This window comes from Alkalihalobacillus bogoriensis ATCC BAA-922, assembly GCF_000621445.1.
GTDB lineage: Bacteria > Bacillota > Bacilli > Bacillales > Bacillaceae_F > Bacillus_AO > Bacillus_AO bogoriense.
In genome coordinates, this window is sequence record NZ_KK211281.1 from 79596 (window position 1) to 100926 (window position 21331).

17 protein-coding genes and 1 pseudogene are annotated in these 21331 nt (G+C 35.0%); 15 read left to right on the plus strand and 3 right to left on the minus strand.

From position 1 onward, the window contains the following. Positions 1 to 114 precede the first annotated feature (114 nt). The 8 genes and pseudogenes from T323_RS29060 (at position 115) to T323_RS0124275 (ending at position 9385) form a co-directional block, all read left to right on the plus strand. Positions 115 to 285 carry a hypothetical protein gene (locus tag T323_RS29060; RefSeq protein WP_156942528.1) on the plus strand — a complete coding sequence of 57 codons (171 nt, stop codon included), beginning with the start codon at positions 115 to 117 and terminating at the stop codon, positions 283 to 285. A 277-nt stretch (positions 286 to 562) separates the two neighbouring features. Then, positions 563 to 709, plus strand: a complete 147-nt coding sequence (locus tag T323_RS29265; RefSeq protein WP_169737923.1) for a hypothetical protein — start codon at positions 563 to 565, stop codon at positions 707 to 709. A 149-nt stretch (positions 710 to 858) separates the two neighbouring features. Then, a complete protein-coding gene (locus tag T323_RS0124250) occupies positions 859 to 1161 on the plus strand; it encodes a hypothetical protein (protein ID WP_026675569.1) in 303 nt (100 codons plus the stop codon). 404 nt (positions 1162 to 1565) lie between these two features. Beyond that, the gene (locus tag T323_RS27630; RefSeq protein WP_245613767.1) at positions 1566 to 1796 is read left to right on the plus strand and encodes a hypothetical protein; all 231 of its coding nucleotides are present in this window, start codon (positions 1566 to 1568) and stop codon (positions 1794 to 1796) included. 1563 nt (positions 1797 to 3359) lie between these two features. Next, a complete protein-coding gene (gene bglS, locus T323_RS29825) occupies positions 3360 to 6779 on the plus strand; it encodes a beta-glucanase (protein ID WP_026675571.1) in 3420 nt (1139 codons plus the stop codon). 236 nt (positions 6780 to 7015) lie between these two features. Continuing rightward, positions 7016 to 7756: pseudogene (gene bglS, locus T323_RS29460) on the plus strand (beta-glucanase); the annotation flags it as partial. Further along, positions 7757 to 8155 carry a carbohydrate-binding protein gene (locus T323_RS29465; protein WP_281175768.1) on the plus strand — a complete coding sequence of 133 codons (399 nt, stop codon included), beginning with the start codon at positions 7757 to 7759 and terminating at the stop codon, positions 8153 to 8155. Between the two features lie 150 nt (positions 8156 to 8305). Further along, positions 8306 to 9385: a LacI family DNA-binding transcriptional regulator gene (locus T323_RS0124275; RefSeq protein ID WP_026675573.1), complete on the plus strand. Its 1080-nt coding sequence runs from the start codon at positions 8306 to 8308 to the stop codon at positions 9383 to 9385. Positions 9386 to 9450: 65 nt separating this feature from the next. Here T323_RS0124275 and T323_RS0124280 read toward each other — a convergent pair whose 3' ends face one another. The 3 genes from T323_RS0124280 to T323_RS0124290 all read right to left on the minus strand — a co-directional run bounded on the left by T323_RS0124280 (position 9451) and on the right by T323_RS0124290 (position 12193). Continuing rightward, positions 9451 to 9900, minus strand: coding sequence for a staygreen family protein (locus T323_RS0124280; RefSeq protein ID WP_026675574.1), 450 nt, complete (start codon positions 9898 to 9900; stop codon positions 9451 to 9453). Positions 9901 to 10143: 243 nt separating this feature from the next. Further along, the gene (rluF, locus tag T323_RS0124285) at positions 10144 to 10851 is read right to left on the minus strand and encodes a 23S rRNA pseudouridine(2604) synthase RluF (RefSeq protein ID WP_026675575.1); all 708 of its coding nucleotides are present in this window, start codon (positions 10849 to 10851) and stop codon (positions 10144 to 10146) included. Between the two features lie 112 nt (positions 10852 to 10963). Then, a complete protein-coding gene (locus tag T323_RS0124290; protein ID WP_308417670.1) occupies positions 10964 to 12193 on the minus strand; it encodes an MFS transporter in 1230 nt (409 codons plus the stop codon). Between the two features lie 239 nt (positions 12194 to 12432). Here T323_RS0124290 and T323_RS27635 point away from each other — a divergent pair, with 239 nt between their 5' ends. From T323_RS27635 to T323_RS0124325, 7 genes are all read left to right on the plus strand, one after another. Then, complete coding sequence (locus tag T323_RS27635; protein ID WP_026675577.1) at positions 12433 to 13986, plus strand: helix-turn-helix domain-containing protein; 1554 nt, start codon at positions 12433 to 12435, stop codon at positions 13984 to 13986. Between the two features lie 323 nt (positions 13987 to 14309). Further along, the gene (locus T323_RS0124300; protein WP_026675578.1) at positions 14310 to 16142 is read left to right on the plus strand and encodes an IucA/IucC family protein; all 1833 of its coding nucleotides are present in this window, start codon (positions 14310 to 14312) and stop codon (positions 16140 to 16142) included. Then, complete coding sequence (locus T323_RS0124305) at positions 16114 to 17856, plus strand: IucA/IucC family protein (protein WP_245613768.1); 1743 nt, start codon at positions 16114 to 16116, stop codon at positions 17854 to 17856. Before T323_RS0124300 ends, T323_RS0124305 begins: the two co-directional genes overlap by 29 nt. 1 nt (position 17857) lies before the next feature. Beyond that, the gene (locus tag T323_RS0124310; protein ID WP_026675580.1) at positions 17858 to 19090 is read left to right on the plus strand and encodes an AMP-binding protein; all 1233 of its coding nucleotides are present in this window, start codon (positions 17858 to 17860) and stop codon (positions 19088 to 19090) included. Beyond that, complete coding sequence (gene asbD, locus T323_RS0124315; protein WP_026675581.1) at positions 19087 to 19368, plus strand: petrobactin biosynthesis protein AsbD; 282 nt, start codon at positions 19087 to 19089, stop codon at positions 19366 to 19368. The genes T323_RS0124310 and asbD overlap by 4 nt, the downstream gene beginning before the upstream one ends. Next, positions 19361 to 20341, plus strand: coding sequence for a DUF6005 family protein (locus tag T323_RS0124320; protein WP_026675582.1), 981 nt, complete (start codon positions 19361 to 19363; stop codon positions 20339 to 20341). Before asbD ends, T323_RS0124320 begins: the two co-directional genes overlap by 8 nt. After that, entirely contained in the window at positions 20341 to 21186 is an 846-nt protein-coding gene (locus tag T323_RS0124325) for a sugar phosphate isomerase/epimerase family protein (protein WP_026675583.1), read from the plus strand. The genes T323_RS0124320 and T323_RS0124325 overlap by 1 nt, the downstream gene beginning before the upstream one ends. The last annotated feature ends 145 nt before the right edge of the window (positions 21187 to 21331 follow it).

Below are 21331 nucleotides of genomic sequence, written 5' to 3' on the forward strand. Positions count from 1 at the left end.
AGCCGAGAAGTTAGGTGTGAGTGACCAAACCGTTCGAAGGATGTTGGAAAAAGATCATGGTGGAGTTGAGCGGTTGTAGCAATAGACAGCAGAAGAAATAAGTTTTTCCTAGAAATGAGTGAGCTATTACGATTTGACCGGGATGATTTCCGTGTTTGGCTCACTCCCATTCAAGAAGAATGTGATTACATTTTAACATCAAATCACAGGCGTTTCCCTTCTGAAATCGGTTCTATTAAACGGATTCATCCGAGTGACTTTTATGAGCGACTAACGAATCCATAAAGTTTGTGTTGCGCATATGATAATGATACTATCATGCATAAGTTTTAAGTTTACATAGTACATATACTAATGAAAATGAAAATACTTAAAAGACGACAAAATTTTTGTTGTCTTTTTGTTTTGAAGATGAGACACGCTTTCTCAGTATGGATTAATACCCTATAAAAATCGACTTATTCTAGTATTTAAGTACCAACTTTAAATGAACTTTGATTTTTCAAAGGAAAACGATGTTTAAAATTAAGGTGCAAGTTTTAGTTGTGGGAGGTTTTATTTAGTGATGAAGTTTGTTGATGACTTAGTAGGAGCTATATATGATGTTTTTAAGTTTATCATGAGGTCAATTGGTTATTTTCTTGTGGGGACGATTATTGGTGCAGTTCCAATTTATCTGATTGTTTGGATAATACGATTGTTTCAATAATTCAACTAACGGGAGGAAAAAAGAATACCAAATAAGGCGTTTGAAAAAGCTTTAAATACTAGTTTTTAACTAAAATGTAATGTCTTATATTATATTGTATTTGTTTTAGAATGAGTTTAGTAACAAAATAAATATTAAGAGTTGTTTTCATGTTTCAAAGAGTAATTTTCAAGTATTCAATAGCTTTTGCAACATTATTACTTACATTTATGATCTTCGGAAGTACTGTTATGGCTAACGAAGATATCTCTGATCAGGAAACACTTGAAGAACAAATTAAAGAATTGAATGAAAGATTAGAAGCTGGTGAAGAAATTTTTATAGTAGAAAGAGAATTGAGTTTTACAGATGAGCCCGCACAAGTTGAGATTAATAGTGGGAACACACAAGTAAGTGGAGAATTTGGGATAATGTCTACAACTAGATCAGCAAATTTTAAAGCCACATTATGAAACCCTAAACCCTATGGGAATAGCTAATAGTTTCGCTCATAGATTAAATATTGATTGGACTTATAATAGCAGCAATTCAAATATAATTAATGTTGTTCCAAGATCATTCTTAACTGGACCATTATATTATAGGACTCACGATACAGAATCTTCTGCATTGACAGATGCCGTTCATCAAGTTGAATTGGTAGGTAGATTTCGTCCATATAATTTTGCAGTAATATCTTATCAGACTAAGTTTGTTATAAATGTTAATGGTACAGGGACACATCAAGTTGTATTTTCTAAATTACTTTTTAGGTCCTATATTCTCGTATTATGCAAATTTACCAGTAAATAGTTTAATCGGGCGTTATAGTGTCGAAACCATTATCAAGGAACATAGACCAATAGGAGAAATCTTGGTGGAGTTGAGTGGTTGTAGCCATCAGACAGCAGAAGAAATAAGTTCATCCCTAGAAATGAGTGAGCCATTATCTCGAATTGACCAGGATGATTTCTGTGTTTGGCTCACTCCCATTCAAGAAGAATATGATTACATTTTAACATCAAATCACAGGCGTTTCCCTTCTGAAATCGGTTCTATTAAACGGATTCATCCGAGTGATTTTTATGAGCGACTAACGAATCCATAAGGTTTGTGTTGCGCATATGATAATGATACTATACATGCATAAGTTTTAAGTTTACATAGTACATATACTAATGAAAATACTTAAAAGACGACAAAATTTTTGTTGTCTTTTTGTTTTGAAGATGAGACACGCCAGTATGTATTAATATCCTATAAAAAATCGACTTATTTTAGACTATGTATATATAAAACCGTTTGAATATTTGTTAAGTTTTAGAGAACATCATAGGGGTGATCAGTAGGTTGAAGAAAATTTAGGAATTAGTTAAAAGGGGGGGAGTTTATAACTGTAATATATAGAACTTCCTTGTTTCTTTTCGCTCCCAATTACAAAATGTTGGGTAAATAGAAAAAGGGTGTTCAAAATCGCGGGGGGTGTTACATATAGAACTTTTCTTTAAAATCACGAAATTCCTAATCTTGTTAATGTTTATAATTTTGAATATAGTCTCAAATACTATTATACGTGAATTTGACCTGGTTGATAACCTTTATGTCTTCTTATTGTCTATATTCTTTATTTTTGCCCTTTTTGGGGAAGACATGAAGAATAAAAAACTCTATCATTCAATTATTGTATTCGGGATAACGATACTTATCTTTTATTTGATTGTTATTTTGAATGACAGAGAGTGGGGTTCAACAATATTTGGGATACTATTAATAAAAGTTATTTTACTTATTAATAGTATCCACACATTATTTCAAAGAAAAAAGAATTGAATGAATGTAAAAAAACGGGGGTACACACCCCTGTATTTTTACATACTATAAATGTGATTTTCAATATCAATCCGTATGTATCGGCGCAAGATCATGGCATGCTGACAGCCCATTACGGGGAACGGTTATACGCCCTTGCAAAAAAATAATTGCATTCCAGTATTCATTTGGAATTAATTGACTTGAAAATGTCAACTCTTATCTCTCCAATGATTGGTTAAAGATAAATTTATTATCCCCTAGAAAAAGTTTCCAATACTAGATACTCCAGTTTTTGAAATAAGTTCAACTAAAAAGCAAGAGAATAATTTTTGGATTAACCTAATTTATCAATAAATTTGCTATGTCTCAAAAAAAAAAAACAGAGTTATAACAAGTTGTGCAAATTTTTCAAAAAAAGATTGAAATATTATAAATTATAGTTTAACATCATTACTGAAACCGCTTTCCTTTTTACCACTAGCAAACGATGTGATATTTGCAATACATAAGAATTAAAAATCATTTTTTTTACCCCATTACTAACGCGTGTTAGTAACAATCATCGGCCATATGAAAGAACCAAACTTCTATAACGTAAATATACTCCCAAGCACTTCTAGAAAGTAAAGAAAGACGAGCTCTCGGGGATGAAGAAATGCTGTTGTCATATGTCCTTAGTTTTCAATTACCTGCCTCTAAGAATTAGATTAATAGTCATTTCCTAACGACCTAACTACATAGGTGATTTTATTATGAAGTTGTTCAAACCTGAAATTGACGCGCGAATAATCTAAAAAGGGGGGATGCCAAATTTATTCTGTAACATATGTAGATTAAATAAATTATTTAGGAGGTTATCATGAATCTGAAAAAAATGTTTATCTTATTTCTAGCAATTATTCTTATTAGCTCTAACTTTACTTTTATAGCTAGTGTTTCCGCTGTTGATAGTCCAGAGGTTGATAGAAGTCCAAGCCCAGAATCAGAAGGTTGGAACTTAGTTTGGTCTGACGAATTTGATGGTGACGAGATCAATATGGATAACTGGAGTTATGATGTTCCTGAAAATGGTAGATGGAATGATGAAATACAATCGTATACAGAAAATAACGCTTTTATTGAAGATGGCTCTCTTATTCTTGAAGCAAGAAAAGAAGATATTACAGAAAAAGATGGTCAAGTCTATAACTACTCTTCTGCTAAACTTATTACTCAAGGTAAGCAAACATGGACATATGGAAGAGTCGATGTAAGAGCGAAATTACCTGAAGGACAAGGCATGTGGCCAGCGATTTGGATGATGCCCGATGATGAACCATTTTATGGGACGTGGCCAGTAAGTGGTGAAATAGATATTATGGAATTGCTAGGACATGAACCTGAGACAATCCATGGGGCTGTACACTTTGGGAGTCCACATCAACAAATTCAAGGAACATATAAACTAAAAGACGGAACAACGTTTGCTGATGATTACAATGTTTTCAGTATAGAATGGGAACCAGGGGAAATTAGATGGTATGTGAATGATCAACATTTTCATACTGCAAATGACTGGTTCACAAAGCACCCTGACAATGCAGATCCTTATACTTATCCTGCTCCGTTTGATCAACCATTCTTTTTAATTTTGAATATTTCAGTAGGTGGAGGATGGCCTGGAAATCCAGATGAAACAACAGTATTTCCACAACAAATGGCAGTGGATTATGTGAGAGTTTACGAGAAAGATGAATATCCTGTACACGAAAAACCTGAAAGCTCAGAAGAACGTGAAGGAAGAGCACCGCTAGAAGATGGTAACTACGTATATAATGGAAGCTTTGACAGTGATGACCCTGAAATTCAAGGAATAGTAGGGGTTTCGTATACGGATTATTGGACATTTTTACAAGATGGAGGCGGCAATGCTACTCTTGCTGTAAATGATGGAGCATTGGATGTACAAATTCAATCTGGTGGGAATGTTCAACACGGAGTTCAATTGCTTCAGTCGCCAATGCATCTAGTTGAAGGAGCGACATATAAAGCTTCCTTTAGAGCAAAAGCTGAGAATGAAAGACCGCTTAAAGTAAAAATAGGTGGAGATGGAGATCGGAGTTGGGTTGATTATGCAGAAAAAGACCCAATCACCATTACTACTTCTTGGGAAGATTATTCGTTTGAATTTAAGATGAAGCATCCAACTGATGTTAAAGCAAGATATGAATTCAATATGGGTTTAAATGATAACAATATTTCACTTGATGATGTCAGATTAGAAAAAATTGCTGACCCAGATCCTGCTGATACGAAAAGAGGCCCACTTCCAACTGGGAACTACATCTTTAATGGTACATTTGATCAAGGTGTCGATAGAATGGGGTATTGGGAGTTCAGCACAGATGAGACAGCAGATGCAACGCATTATATTGGTAGTGCAATAAATGAACGAAGATTTGAAGCATTAATTACTAATGGCGGTAACACAAGTAATTCTGTGCAGTTAACACAAAGTGGTTTCAGTTTGGAAAATGCTAGAAAATACGAGTTGACGTTTGATGCAAGTTCAGAAACTGAAAGAGAGATTCAAGTAGCTTTTATGAATTCAAATTCTGAAGTTGTTCATGAAGAAACCATTAATCTAACAACAAATACAGAAGAATATACCGTACATTTTATTATGGAAGCTGAAAATAATCATGACTCATCACTTCAATTTAATATGGGTGGTCATAACAGCGATGTATACATTGACAATGTATTTCTAAAGCGACACCAATCCGATCTAGAAGTGGGGAATCTTATAGAAAATGGTACGTTTGATTCTTTAACTGGTTGGAGAAGAGAAGCCTATAGTCCTGGTGAAGCAACATTTTCTGTAGAAGATGGACAAGCAAAAGTTGCGATAAAGAATATAGGGACGGATGATTGGAATATTCAATTATTCCAACATGGAATCAATATTGAAAAAGATGCAACTTACGAGGTTTCATTTGACGCAAAGTCAACTGTTGATCGACCATTACGTGTTCAAATTCAACGTAATGGGGAAGAAGATAACATATGGACTGAATACTTTGACCAAACCGTATCGTTAACCGATTCATTAGAAACATACACGCACACATTTACAATGACTGAACCTTCAGATCCATTATCTAAATTTGGTTTTGCTTTAGGGAAAGATGAGAATGGATTAACTCCAGCAGAAGCTCATAATGTATTTATTGACAATGTGTCGGTTAAAAAGGTAGAAGGTAATACTGAAGAACCAGGCACCGAAGAACCAGGTACTGAAGATCCAGGTACTGAGGAACCGGGTACTGAAGAACCAGGTACTGAAGATCCAAGTACAGAAGATCCAAGCAATGATAATCCAAATGAGCCAGAAGAAAGACCAATGGGTGAGCAGTTTACTGATGAATTTGATTTCCATGATGAAGAACGTTGGTCGATGGCAGGTGTTTGGACAAATGGAGATATGTTTAATACAACATGGTATCCAGAACAAGTAACGTTTGATGATGGTAAAATGCTATTAACTCTTGACCATGACGAGAACGCTGAGGAAACGGGTATACCATACAAGTCTGGGGAGCTTCGTACAAATGATTTTTATCAGTATGGTCTGTTCGAAGTCAGTATGAAGCCTGTAAAGTCAGAGGGAACCGTATCTTCTTTCTTTACGTACACAGGGCCATGGGATTGGGATAATGATCCTTGGGATGAAATAGATATCGAGTTTTTAGGTAAGGACACATCAAGAATACAGTTTAACTATTTTACTGAGGGCGTAGGTGGTAATGAACATTATCACGATTTAGGTTTTGATGCATCTGAGTCATTTAACACATATGCATTTGAATGGAGAGAAGACTCTATTACTTGGTATGTGAATGGAGAAGCTGTTTATACGGCAACAGAAAACATTCCCCAAACACCACAAAAAATCATGATGAATCTATGGCCTGCAATAGGTGTAGATGGATGGACAGGTGTGTTCGATGACGCTGATATTCCATTAGTTGCCGAATACGAATGGGTAAGGTATACACCACTAGAAGAGTTAGAGGCACCAGCAGATCCAGTAAAACCGGAAGAACCTGTAAATCCAGAAGATCCAGAAACTCCACAAGAACCTTCTGAAGATGAAGCCAGTGACGACAAAGAAAAAGATGGTGAGAAACTCCCAGTCACAGCAACGAACAACTATACAATGCTGTTAATTGGTTTCTTCATTTTACTTGCAGGCGCTCTCTACTTCACAGTAGTATCTTACCGCAAGCGTCTAGAGTAAAACTCTAGCTACTAAAAAAGAGTATCACTGATGCGTAAGTGTCAGTGATACTCATTCACTAAAAACACCAGAAAAATCAAATACACTTTATTTCTCTCACTCAAACCACTTTATTCTCCTATTAACACTTTAGCATACTCAAGCACCTTCTTTAGATTTGTATACATTCACATATAGTAGGTAAAAAGATTAAATCATTATGCAAGGAAACTAATTATATTGGAGTGTGATTCATTATGATGAATAGGAAAAAATGCATAATTGTACTTTTCTTGACTTTACTAATGCTATCGGTTTCTTCAGTAACCTACGCAAACAATCCGGTAACAGGAGATGGCTTGTTTGCACCTTTTAACAACCATGATGCACGCAATTGGCAAATTTCCGACGGGTGGAAAAATGATGACGTTTTCTTTGGTTCACATTGGAGTTCAAATCGAGTTAACTTTAATGGTGGAGTGCTAGAATTATCACTACGTAGAAATGACGCGTATGCACGTCCGTATAATTATGAGAGTGGAGAGTATACAACAAATAATTTCTATGGATATGGACTTTATGAAGTTTCAATGAAGCCAGCTAATGTATCTGGTGTTATTTCCTCATTTTTTACGTATACAGGACCATCATACAATGGAGCACCATGGGATGAGATAGACATCGAGTTTTTAGGAAATGATACGACAAAAGTTCAGTTTAATTATTATACAAATGGTGTTGGTGGAAATGAAATCCTGTATGATTTAGGATTTGATGCTTCTCAAAGCTTTAACACATATGCATTTGATTGGCAACCAAACTATATTAGGTGGTACGTTAATGGACAATTAGTAGCTACAGCTACAGAAAACATACCTAGTAATCCCAGTAAAATTATGATGAACATATGGAATACTTATGGAATCGATGAATGGGCTGGTCGTTATTCTGGACAAAATGCAAATGCATATTATGAGTGGGTCCGATATACACCAACTATAGGAGGCGGACAACAACCACCAGGAGTTGCTCAAGATTTCCAATTACGAGCATGTGATTTTTCTAATGCAAGAGGAGTTACTTCATGGAATTGTGGGGTAGGGTCCTTCCACCCTGGAAATTGGATTAAATTTGATAATATAGACTTTTCTACGGGTTATAATGCGTTTGCGGTAAGTTATGCATCCCCTCTTCAAGGAAGCTTTGATATAAGGATTGGTAGTCCGAGTGGTAGGATTATTGGTACCGTCAATTATGGGCCGACAGGGGGCTGGTCAAGTTACGAATGGAATGGTACTCCGAATTTAGATAGTAGGGTGCGTGGAGTTCATGATGTCTATATTGTATCTACTAGTGGTGGCGCAAATGTAAGAGAGTTTTGGTTTAAAAATGAATAGTCTTTCAAATCATATTGTATAACAAGGAGGTTGTCCACAAAGGTACTGGGTCCTTTGTGACAGCCTCTTTTCATTGAAAAATACATAGATTGTTTCGTTAAATCGGTTTTTATATAATAGGATTAATATTAGTCATTAGGTGGGAACGTTATGCGTAGTGAGGATTTAGCTAAACTTCTAGGATTATCTAGAAGTACAATATCAAGAGTGATAAACAATTATCCAGATATACCACAAGCAACTAGAGACAAGGTTTGGAAAGCAATTGAGGAATACAATTATGCCCCCAATGCTTCAGCACGAAAGTTAGCTGGCGTAAAAAACAAAATGATAGCTATCATTTTATTAGATGTAAAAGATAATGATGAACCTCATCATGTAAAAACAACGGACGATACTTTAATACATGATAATCCGTTTTTTTCTCCAGTTATTAACGCAGTCAGTGACCAAGCGAATAAAATGGATTATTATGTTCTTATTTCAATTGCCTATTCAAAAGAAGATTTAAAAAAAGTTCAAAGTATTTTTTATCAAAAATTAATTGAGGGAGCTATTTTTGTAGGGACGCAAGAAGCAGAAAATGAGCTTATCTTTAATCTCATTAAACAAAAACATTTCATAGCTATGATTGATACGAGCGAAGTTTATAACAAAAATCACAATGCAATATATGTTAATGCAGATAACTATGAGGGTAGTGTGAAGGCCGTATCATACTTATTGGAACTAGGGCATACTTCTATTGGTATTATTACTGGAAATTTAAATAAATTATCTGCAAAAGAAAGGTTAGCAGGCTTTGAAAACACGTTAATGAAACATGGAATAGAATTAACAAAGGATTTGATTTTCCATGGTGATTTTACTGAGAGTAGTGGGTACGAAGGCGTAAAGTATCTTCTTAGAGGTCCCAATCGGCCGACCGCTATTTTTGTAAGTAATGATACGATGGTAGTAGGTGCATATAAAGCAATAAGTGAATTAGAGTTACGTGTTCCAGAAGATGTATCCATCATTGGATTTGATAACTCCTTTTTTTCATCTTATCTAAATCCACCTTTAACAACAATTGAAATCTCATTTGCCGATATAGCGAAAAGAGCAACAACACTTCTGATTGAATCGATTGAGCAAGAACAGCAACGAGGGATTGTAGAAAAGGTTAATGCTACTCTTATCAAAAGAGAGTCTTGTCAAGCAATCAAAAGTAATGGAGAGATTACATAAAATTTTATCGATAGAAAGGGTGCACAAGCTTCTAAACAATTACCTAGTAAGAAAAAGTGAACGCTCTATGACAAATTACGAAAGATTCCCCAGTTTTCTTGTTTAGCAAACAAAGGGTAGGAGGATATAAACGTAATGATGATAGGCGCATCGTCGAGCTCATGGTATGTGTCAAATAGTAATCTATCGCCGTACCGAATCGCTGTTAGAGCAAGAGGTAACTCACGTCTAAAGATTTCATTACGTTTAGCTGCTTCAAGTTGGCTATATTCTCCTTGATCTACGTATAAGTAAATCGCAAAGTATAAGGAACTTCCATGTGTTTTCCATTCCGCTAATACTTCATCTCTCATTGGATTGATTTTATCCCAAGCATAATCTTTACCAATCGTTAAAAACAGTTCTCCAGTAAAGTCTGAATGAGTGAGTGTGTAACGTCTTGGAATAATAGGGTGTGTTATAGTCACACCGTCCACGTACTCCACAAATAGTTTTTCAGGATTGAAGTTACTCAAGACATCAACTCCAAACATTTTTGTTATATAAATATGCTTTTGTTTAACCACTCATTCTAAATATCACAAACAAATAAATGAAGTTAAATAATTAATTACAACAATGGGTCCAGGCATACCTAACTGAGCATTGAGTAAAAGTCCTCAATGCTCTTTGTGTTTCTTAAATATACTGCGCTTAAGAATTGAAATACGCATAGCCCTACACTTGCAAAGCACCTTCAATCCTTACAAATCTCCTTTTTACCATTCCCTTGGTTCATAGTTGAGTTCTTTAAATAACTGTGTTCGCTCTTTCTTTGATAAATCTCTCCATTGTCCAGGTGGAAGATTTCCTAAATGAATATTCATGATCCGGGTTCTTTGCAGTCGATAGACTTCGTAGCCTAACGCTTCGCACATGCGACGAATTTGGCGATTTAACCCTTGGGTTAAAATAATTTGAAAATCAAATTTTGATAGCGGCCTTACTTCACAAGGAAGTGTTTTTGTACCTAATATTTTTACACCTTCAGACATGTTTTTTACAAATTCAGCTGTGATAGGCTTGTCTACTGAAACGATATATTCCTTTTCATGCTTATTTTCCGAACGTAAAATCTCATTAACGATATCACCATCATTTGTTAGGAGTATTAAACCTTCTGAATCCTTATCTAACCTCCCGATATTAAAAATTCTTAATGGATGATTTACTAAATCAATAATATTACCTTTAACTTTCTTTTCCGTTGTACTTGTAATACCTACAGGTTTATTTAAAGCAAGATAGACATTATTTCTAGCAACCCGAACGGGCGAGCCGTTTACAAGGACATCATCGCCGGGCTGAACTTGATCGCCAATTTGTGCACGTTTTCCATTGATGGTGACTCTTCCTTCTGTAATTAATTTGTCCGCACCTCGCCTAGATGCTTTTCCAGCTTCACTAATATATTTATTGATGCGCATGTAAATCACGACCTTATTTTAAAATTAGTTATTCGCGTAACCAAATATACCTTATTTTAAATAGCAAATCAAAAACATTTTATTGAAAAAGGATAAGGTCTATTCCCTGTTATCAACTAATTTTTCTAGTACTGACTACATCTACTTTAAGTTGTTTGACTCTTAAATAAAACCAGGATGTAATTAAAAAGGATAGAATTCCATAAGTAATCATCATTTGTTGCAAACCTAACGTATCTAACATCAATCCTGTTGATAATAAAATGATTTGGTACATAAAATCATCGATCATACCTCGGAAAGAGAAAAATCTCCCATGGTACATGGGGGGGATAGTCACTTGAAAAACCATTGTTGCTATTGGGAAAAAACATCCGACAGCAAAACCGAAAAGCACAAAAGCTAGTATCGTTAAATATGAAAACTGTACGTAAAAAAGCATAAGCTGTGCAAACGCGATGACTATAGAAAGTATGAATAATTTTTTAAACGGTGTGTTAAAGCCGAATCTTCGTACAAAAAAAGTACCGAGAATAAAAGCCACTCCTTCAATGGTATATAGCCATCCTTTTATTGACGGGTTTTCTAGAACTTCACTTATGTTAATCACAATTAAATTAAAGCCACCTATAAACAAAAGAGGAACCATTGTTAGGAAAAGCGTTGGAAAAATAGTTGGTCGTTCTTTTATGATAGGAAATAATTCTTTAAAAGACTGCTTAGTGTTCTCTTCTTCAGGCAAATTTTCTTTCTCCCTATTTGGTTCTTTAATGTTCAAAAAGGTTGTAAGGGTTAGCAACAAAGCATATGAAATGAATGCTATAACGTAAAGCATGGAAAGGGACATTATAGTTAAAAAGAGGCCGGCAAAAGCTGTACCAAGTACCCGAGAAAGGGTGGAAATATTCATATATAACCCATTAATGTGAAGTAATTTTTTTTCTTCAACGACAAGTGGAATGGTAGCTTGCAGTGCTGGGAAATAAAAGGCGGCTGCAACATTAATAGAGATTAGAAAGGCAAGCATCCATGCAATTGACCCAGTTTCAATGGCAATAAACATAAACCCAACACTAATTAGGCGCCCGATTCCTGCACAGAGCATAATGTTCTTTTTTTTATATTGGTCTACAATTCTACCTGAAAGGGGACCAATGGCAATTCCAGCAAGAATACCAGTCGCCAAAATGAGCGATTTATGAAAATCTGAAGGAACTTTATCTTGCATAAACGCTAAGTCACCGATAATTCCAAGCCATAAACCAAAACCTGCAATAAATTCACCAGTTAATAAAATCCAGATATTTTTATTTTTAAATATAATAACAGCATCACCTATCAGAACTTATTAAAATTGATTATCATTATCATTATAATATTAACAAGAGTAAATCACAAAAGGTCCAATTTAGTCAAACTGAAAGACTACTAGTTATTGGCGGTTTAGTTTGAATAACTAATCTTCTTAAGAGTTTATATGATAATAATTATCATTTTCATTTATGTGTTTGGTTATTAATCTACTATTATTGAGTAATTAATGTCAATTGTTTTTCACTAAATTTGGAAGGTGTTCGTTATATGACCTATAATCCACTAGAAGATGTTAAACGTTTTCATATAACTTTATTAAAAGTTAGTGAAGGAAAAAGTGAAACAATAAACCAGTTAGGTGAATATAATGGGTTAATTTATATTTCATCTGGCACAGGTTATTTACAAAGTGGAAGAGAGGAGAGAAAACTTGTTGAGGGGAAAAGTTATGTCTTTACAAGGGAGAGCAAACTTATTTCTTCATCTCAACATTTGTATGTTTACATACTATCCTGGCACAAAAATGAAACAGAATTCGCTTTTTTATCTTCAGTTCGGTTAGCTAAACAAGTACCAGCAAAAGTGAGTCCATTATGGCAGGATGCTTTATCACTTCAAGGGAGGAAATCATACTCTGAGAGTTGTAGATTCAAAAGTACCGTATGGAATTTATTATCAATGCTAACCGAATCTTCAGAAGTAGATGAGATGGACGAAATAATCGATTACATGAGGAATCATTTAACAAAGTCTTATAAAGTTTGTATGTTAGCTGCAAAGGCGAATATGAATCCAACTTCATTTACAAGGGCTTTTAAGAAGAAGGTTGGAATATCACCGAAGGATTTCTTGATAAGAGAAAGGATACGAGTAGCAAAAGAATTAATGGTTCAAAACAAAGGAATCACAATAAAAGAAGTAGCGTTAAAGATAGGGATGCAGGATGAGTTTTACTTCAGTCGACTTTTTAAGCAAAAGGTAGGATATCCTCCAACTGTGTATATGAAAAGAGCGGAGGAGCGGATTGCTATTGTAAGTCAAATGTTTTTGCAAGATCATTTACTTTCTTTAGGTATACAGCCTGTGGCAGCACCAGCTTATCCAACGATATATTCAAAGAGCGGTGGAATACCAAGATATTTAGAAAAAGAGCTCGTAGGAACACGATTGTTAAATGCTGAAAAAGTCTTTCAACCTGATGAAATATTACAAACACATCCTGATCGGATTTTAAAAACAACTTTACATAATGGAGAAACCCAATCTGTCTTGTTATCCCATGACCTCAAGGTTGAGCATATTTCCTTTAAAACGAATTGGAATGAGTATTTACGGGAAATTGCTCGTATACTTCGAAAAGAAAGTAGAGTCGATAATATAGAACGAGAAATTGAAATTTTGGAGAATACGGTAAGAGATCAGTTGTGTCCATTAACAAAAAGGGGCAATTGGGCTGTGATTTGGGTTCGTAACAATGAAATTCGCTTATATGGATACAAAGACCATGCACTTCTTGATCTTCTTTATCAAAAATTAGGCTTTAATCCACATCCTAATTTACCAAAAAACGGTTACAAAGTGATTTCGGTGGAACAACTAGCTCATTTACAGTGTGATAAACTCCTTATTTTATGGAGTCATGAACGTGATGTTTGGAAGCTAGCTCAATTAAAAGAATGGAAAATGATGAAGGCTGTTAAAGATAACGAAGTGTACTTTCCAAACAGTAAAAATTGGGATCCATGGGGTCCATTAGGAAGAAAAAAAATGCTCATTGAATTTGCGAATACATTTCAAAAATCGAAGGTAAAATTATACTAAATGATTCATTTATCCATTCAGTATGTTAAAAATGTCCATGTTCTGTTAGGATTGTAGACTTTATAATTGAAAATGAGTTTCATTATTACTTGAAATACATATGTATAGCTAATGCTATCAGGTGGTAGTAAAGAGAATATTGAGGCGGGAAGATAGCCCGTGAAATGTCAATAATGGTTGAAAGAAAGTTAGTAACGATGATTTGATAATGAACCATTTTGCTTTTTCAATAGTCTTTCTTATATAGAAAGACTATTTTCTAGCAAGTTATTGAGAATGGTTATCAACTACTAGGACGAAAGACTCTACGAAAGGGTGAGTTGATGGAAGAATCCGCTAAAACAGTTGCAGAACATGCTAGCTTTCAGGCCTTTATAAATAGCTATTTACGTGAAGGTGGTAATTGCGGGAGATGGATAAGGTCCAAGGAATGGATAAAAGAAAATCCTACTGCTGTTAATCTAACGGGCATCAATGTCATTGAGCTTGTATTAATTGAACACTCAAAGAAGTTTGTACTTGAAATCAAATACCGATCGATAGTTGGAAGACATTTAGTTGGAGTTCCGCTTAAATATTGTTCAACAACGAATCAATGGGTGAGAGAAGATCCTCTCATCGTAATGATGACACTTATTCAGGAGCTACATTTGCTGGCAAAGAGAAAAGGTTACATTGGATTTGTCACACATTATGATGAATTAATTGTTCGATTAATAGAGAGCTATCATACGATGACAAACTATATTGAAAGTAGAATATGTGATTCAGAAAAATTATATTCCGTAAACAGTACATTTATTGAAACCGAACAATCATTACTCTTCGGTCATTGGCTTCACCCAACACCTAAAAGTAGACAAGGTATGGCTAGTTGGCAACATAAAAACTACGCTCCAGAGCTTGCAGGTAGTTTTCAGCTTCATTATTTCGAAGTATCACGTGAGGTTATTGAAGAGGAATCCATTTTAAATCAAAAAGCGAGTGAGATAGTCACTCAATCTTTACTGAGAACGAATCCGAATCTAGATATCTCAAAGGAAAGTTGTGTAATCCCTACACATCCGCTACAAGCTCAGTGGCTTTTGCAGCAAGACTATGTTAAGGAAGCAATCGATGGTGGGCAGATTAAGAGCTTAGGAACAATGGGACCAGTTTATACAGCAACATCTTCTATTCGTACAGTTTATAGCTTTGAAGAAGATTGGATGTTAAAGTTTTCAATTCCTGTCAAGGTAACGAACTCTTTAAGGGTGAACAAGCAACATGAACTAAAAGCAGGGATAGTAATGGCTAGCTTATTCCGTAAACTTCCTTTCTTACAAAAGCATTCGACGTTTCATATTATAGAAGACCCTGCTTATCTTACAGTTCATTTACCTGGCAGGAAGGAGTCCGGTTTTGAAATTATTATAAGGTCAAACCCATTTTGTGAAAAAGAAAAGCATAAGCGAGGTTTTAATTCCGTTGCAGCTATTGCTCAAGATCCATTACCAACAAAGAAATCCAGGCTCTTTCAATTAATTGAAACGATAGCTCTTGCAGAAGGAAGAACGGTGAAAGCAGTTAGTCTAGATTGGTTCAAAAAGTATTGGAACTGTGCGATTGAACCGCTCATTCGACTATACGATGAACATGGAATTGCTCTAGAGGCGCACCAACAAAATAGTGTGTTAGATGTTTCGAATGGTTATCCTGAATCTTATTTTTACCGTGATAATCAAGGTTATTATTTATCAAAAGATTATGAAAAAGACCTTTGTTTCACCGAACCATCTTTGTTACATACACCAGAACTTTTTTATGAAGATTCACTCATTCAAGAAAGGTTTACATATTATTTATTTATGAATCAACTTTTTTCTGTTATTTATCGCTTTGGAGCAGATGGTTTGATTCGGGAAGAAAAACTACTGCAATATTCAAAATTACAGTTACTTTTACTGGAAAAAAGATTACAAGGACAAGGGAAAAGATTCGTATCCACTATTTTACATCAAAAAAAACTGTCGTATAAAGCTAATTTACTGACTCGTTTACACGATGTCGATGAACTATCAACAGTGCTTGAGCAAGCGATTTATACGAAGGTTGAAAATCCATTTGTAGCAATAAAGGAGGGAGAACGTGCAAAAAATTTGTCACTTACCTTCTGATAGACAAATGTTGCGAGTCAAACGTCAATTACTAGAAGCGATGATGTTTGAAGGTCTAATTTCCTTTGAAGAATATAAAACTGAAGATGATAAATATTCTTTGTTTTATATATACGGTAAAAAACGTAAATATCAATGTGAAGGACGTAGAACAGTATTTAATCGCATTCGAATAAAGGAGAATAGCTTATTTTATGTAAAAAATCAGAGGTTAATAGAAACAACGATTGAGGACCTGTTAGAAGAACTTTGCTCAAATCATAAGGATAAAGCTCAATTGCAGCATGAATTATGGCAAACGGTAAAACTATGTCAGTGGAATGAGACACATCTTTCTCAACCATATTCTAGGAGAGATTCAAGCTATGAAGAGTTAGAATCCGAATTAATAGAGGGACACCTGTATCACCCTTGTTTTAAATCAAGGACGAATTTTACTATAGATGATCATGAAATGTATGGCCCAGAAGCAAAGCAATCTTTCTCTTTAGTTTGGCTAGCAGTCAGACGAAGCAAGACTCAGATCTCGATGTTAGAAGAAGAAAAGGAATTCTGGCAAAAAGAGCTCGGCTTGAAATCGTGGAAAGAATGGATAAAGCAGCTTGAGCTATTAGGGTGCCATTTTGACGATTATACATTTCTTCCGGTTCATCCATGGCAATGGAATTCATTTAAAGAGAATATAACTGAATATATGGCAAGAGAAGATATTTACTTATTAGGAGTGAAAGGAGATCAATATCGTGCAACTCAGTCTGTTCGTACGTTAATAAATAAATCTAATCCAAAGAAAGCCTATTTAAAATTGTCAATGAATTTGGTGAACACATCTTCTTTAAGGACGTTAAAATCTCATTCAGTCTGCTCAGCACCGTATATATCACAATGGATCGAACGAATCATTCAATCAGACTCTTATTTAAAAAATGAAGCTCAATTAGCTATATTAAAAGAATATGCGGGCATCATTTTTGAACCAGAAGAAGGTCAAAGTGAAAATGTAGAAGGTCAGCTTGGTTGTATATGGAGAGAGAGCGTGCACACTCATTTGAGGAAAAAAGAACAAGCTGTCCCGTTTACTGCACTTATGTTATCTGAGGAAGATGGCAAACCTTTTATCGATCCATGGCTTATATACTATGGAATAGAAGAATGGATTAATCAATTTATCGAAATCAGTGTTATCCCAATTTGGCATTTGCTTGTTGCTCATGGCATTGCGGTTGAAGCGCATGCGCAAAATATGATTTTATTGCATAAAGATGGGTGGCCGATCCGTGTTGTCTTACGTGATTTCCATGAAAGTATAGAGTATACAAAAGAGTATATTGCAGATAAAAAGCTTGTTCCTCATTTTGAAAACATACATAAAGATTATGAACATGCACCTGAAGATGTCTATTATTGGATGTCGAAAGTTGAAGCATTACGAGAGTTGGTTATGGATACATTATTTGTGTTTCATTTATCTGAATTATCATCCTTACTTGAAGAACAGCATGGCTACAAAGAAGAGGTGTTTTGGACTCAAGTGGCAACCGCTATTGATAAACATTTGTACAAGTTTCCGGAATTGAAAAAGCGGCATGACATGCTTCAGTACAATAAACGAAAAATATATGTTGAATCATTACTGAAAAAGAAAATACAAGGGGTAGAAGAAGGAAATTTCCGTCATCTTGTACGAAATATTTTTTATAGAGAGGAAGGATGAAATGTTCTATATTAATGATGATTACTACACTACCCAAGATTTAGAAAAACAGTTTAGTGATTTTGAAAATAACTCGTATATCCATGAGTGTAATAATAGGAGATTTGCTGTTTGTCTATCAGATACGTTTCAGTGTATTGCGCTGTGTTTATTCATACGTCAACAAGGGGGGACGATATTACCGATTCATCCTTTCACTCCTAAAGAAGCTGCTATTAGAATGGCATCTAGCGCTTCAAGTAATATGTTATTCTATCAAACATTAGATTCAGTTATTATGCTAACAAATGAAGAACACGTAGAAGAAGGCGGCCTAATCCAAATGAGTTCTGGAACAACAGGAGCTCCTAAGTGTATCAAACGAACGTGGGCATCGATTGAGGAAGAGCTGAAAGCCTATGTTCTTACTTTACCCATAGACCGATCATCAAAGTCGATTATTGCCTGCCCTGTTACACATTCTTACGGATTAATAAGTGGTGTGTTGGCAAGCTTAGAAAGAGGAGATGAGCCATTACTTATTACAATTCTGAATCCAAAGTATATATTGAAAAAATTACAAGAGCATCCATCACATATTCTTTATGCAGCACCAGCTCTTCTTCATACGATTTCTTGTTTAGCTAAAAGTAAACTGCGATTAGATAAAGTGATGACTTCTGGAACGATGATACCTGAGAGCTGGCTAGATTCAATCAAACAAGTATCAACAACGGTTCTTCAGCAATATGGTTGTTCGGAAGTAGGTTGTATATCAATTCACCCTGACTTACATATTGCTCGGGAAGTTGGATATCCACTGCCGCATATAAAGGTGGAAGCTGGTGAAATAGGAAATCCGAGTGAAATTGTTGTTCATTCATCAAGGGGGACAATTTATACAAAAGACCTTGGTTATATAAAGGATGGTGTTTTGTCATTTCTATCGAGGATGGACGATATGATTAATGTAGCCGGCTTAAATGTCTATCCGCAAGAAGTAGAAGATGTTCTGCTTAAGGAACCAAGAGTAGTAGACGTAGTTGTATATAAGAAGCCAAACATGTTATCTGGTGAACGTGTTTGTGTCCAGTATGTTTCAAACAGTGTGATTAAAGAAATAGAGCTGCGCGAATGGTGCAGTAGATTCCTAGCACCATATCAAATACCAATGGAATTCATAAGAGTAGCACAAATTGAAAAATTACCTAATGGAAAAGTAAGTAGAAAAAAATTATCGGAGTCAATCGTATGACGAAAGAACAAATCATTGAAAGCATATATGACATTTTGAAATATCAGTTAAAGCTACAAACCATTGACTTTTTCCATATAAATGCACGTTTAAATGAAGATCTTTATTTGGATTCTATCTTATTATTAGAGCTTATTCTTCATATTGAGCTAGACATAGGAATCGAAATCCCTGATGACGCAATTGTACCAAAAGATTTTTATACAGTAGAAAGTCTTGCCGATTTTCTCCTTCAAGAACAAAACAAAAAAACAGCGGGGGAAGTTGTAAATGATTAAAGTCCATTGTTTTGTTAGTTGTGTATGTGAAGTTATTAAGAAAACAACGGGTGTTGACCATAGACCATACTACTTTGGTGTGTGGGATGCGGATTATGACATGCTTGAGGATGGAACGATCACTTATCACTCTGCTAATATTGACCATCAATTCTTTCAAACATGGTATGAAATGCTTTATGGTATCAAAATCTATCAATGGTATGACAAAAATAAGTCTAAACAAGAAAACATAGTGGAGTTGGAACGATTACTAAAAGGTCATGTAAAACATCAGTATATTATGGTGATGCTGGACCTCTCTATGCTTCCTGAAAGAGAAAATAAGTTCAACCAAAAGCCTTTTCCTCACTATGTCATGCTTGAGCCGACAGATAAAGAAGATGAATGGTTTATGTATGATCCTGATTTTAGATGGGAAGGAATCCTTGAAAAGGAAAGGATTATTAATGCTATAAAAGAACCGTGTGCAGAAGGAGGATTTTATTTTAATGGAGCTTCCATTATTCCTCCTAGTGTAGAGACAGTGGAAGCTTATTTTAACACGTGTATGAAACATGATATTAATCCGATTATCAAATCTGTATATGACGTTGTTTCATCTTATACCGTTGGGGAGCAGAAGGAGAATGTAGCAAATATCCATCTTGCATTGAAGCAATTACCTGTATTAGCCATTAGGAAATATGCTTACGAACATGCTTTTGCGTACTTTTGGGATTATCTTGGTTGGGAAAAAGATGGTTTTGAAGCATGGTGCAATGATATTGAACAACTTGTTAATGGGTTTACAACGATACAATATCGAGCCATGAAGCTTGCTAAAACAAAGGATTTAACAATAGCTGAAACTATATTTGAAAAGCTAGAGGAACAAAATGAGCTAGAATATAAAATTAAAAATGGCTTACGAACGTGTTTTAATGCTTGGTTATGTGAACAAAATAATCAAAAGAAAAAGGTGACAACCTAATGAAACTCTCAGTATGTACTATTTCTTTTCGTCATCACCTCCAATCCATTGACCAAATCGTTCATTGGGCAAGAACTCATCATTTCCAAGGAGTTGAACTTTGGGGAATACATGCAAAAAATCTTGAAGGTAATCCGAAATATGGAGCAGAGTGGTTGAATTCTTATGGATTACAGACAAGTATGATTAGTGATTACCTTCCTTTAGAAGGATCAACATCACATATGATAACTGAAACAATGAAAATATCTAAACTTGCAAAAAAATGGGGGACAAACAAGATTCGTACGTTTGTAGGGAGAGCAGGAAGCTTAAAAATAAGTAAATCGGAAAGAAAACACTTAATTAGTAAGCTTCAAATGATTTGCGATTATTTTGAGTCAGAAGGGCAGTTTGTTCTTGTGGAAACCCATCCAAATACATTAACAGATAATCTCGCTTCTACTATTCAATTGATTGAAGAAGTGAATCATCCAGCATTACGAATTAATTTTGATGTCCTTCATATATGGGAATCAGGAGCAAATCCAATTGAAGCATTTAGAAGGCTTTGTCCATTTGTTTCGCATTTTCATTTTAAAAATATTTCTTCGCGTGAGCATTTAAATGTATTTTCACCGGCAAATGTCTATGCCGCAGCAGGCTCAAGGGAGGGAATGACATCATTATTTACGGGTGCCATTAATTACGAAGATTTTCTTAATGAAGTTATTCCAACTATGGAAGTGGAAGCATCGTTAGAATGGTTTGGTCCTAATGTTTGGGATGTACTGGAAAATGACCGTAGTGAAATTAAAAAGAGGTTTGAAGAAAATTCTTTGCAAGGGTATTATTCAAAGACTTGACAGTTGTAAGTTTGGTAAAGACATGGTCTGTCTGTATTAAGCTGTTCACTTAGATTAGGGAGAATAAGAGAGAGAAATCATTCAATCAAACCAATACTTCATATAGATATGAAATAAACCCATCTATCATTTTAGATGGGTTTAT

Coding starts and splice junctions, on each gene's coding strand:
- T323_RS29060 (WP_156942528.1), top strand. CDS start 115: ATGAGTGAGCTATTACGATTTGACCGGGATGATTTCCGTGTTTGGCTC.
- T323_RS0124250 (WP_026675569.1), top strand. CDS start 859: ATGTTTCAAAGAGTAATTTTCAAGTATTCAATAGCTTTTGCAACATTA.
- bglS (WP_026675571.1), top strand. CDS start 3,360: ATGAATCTGAAAAAAATGTTTATCTTATTTCTAGCAATTATTCTTATT.
- T323_RS0124275 (WP_026675573.1), top strand. CDS start 8,306: ATGCGTAGTGAGGATTTAGCTAAACTTCTAGGATTATCTAGAAGTACA.
- rluF (WP_026675575.1), bottom strand. CDS start 10,851: ATGCGCATCAATAAATATATTAGTGAAGCTGGAAAAGCATCTAGGCGA.
- T323_RS27635 (WP_026675577.1), top strand. CDS start 12,433: ATGACCTATAATCCACTAGAAGATGTTAAACGTTTTCATATAACTTTA.
- T323_RS0124300 (WP_026675578.1), top strand. CDS start 14,310: ATGGAAGAATCCGCTAAAACAGTTGCAGAACATGCTAGCTTTCAGGCC.
- T323_RS0124310 (WP_026675580.1), top strand. CDS start 17,858: ATGTTCTATATTAATGATGATTACTACACTACCCAAGATTTAGAAAAA.
- asbD (WP_026675581.1), top strand. CDS start 19,087: ATGACGAAAGAACAAATCATTGAAAGCATATATGACATTTTGAAATAT.
- T323_RS0124320 (WP_026675582.1), top strand. CDS start 19,361: ATGATTAAAGTCCATTGTTTTGTTAGTTGTGTATGTGAAGTTATTAAG.
- T323_RS0124325 (WP_026675583.1), top strand. CDS start 20,341: ATGAAACTCTCAGTATGTACTATTTCTTTTCGTCATCACCTCCAATCC.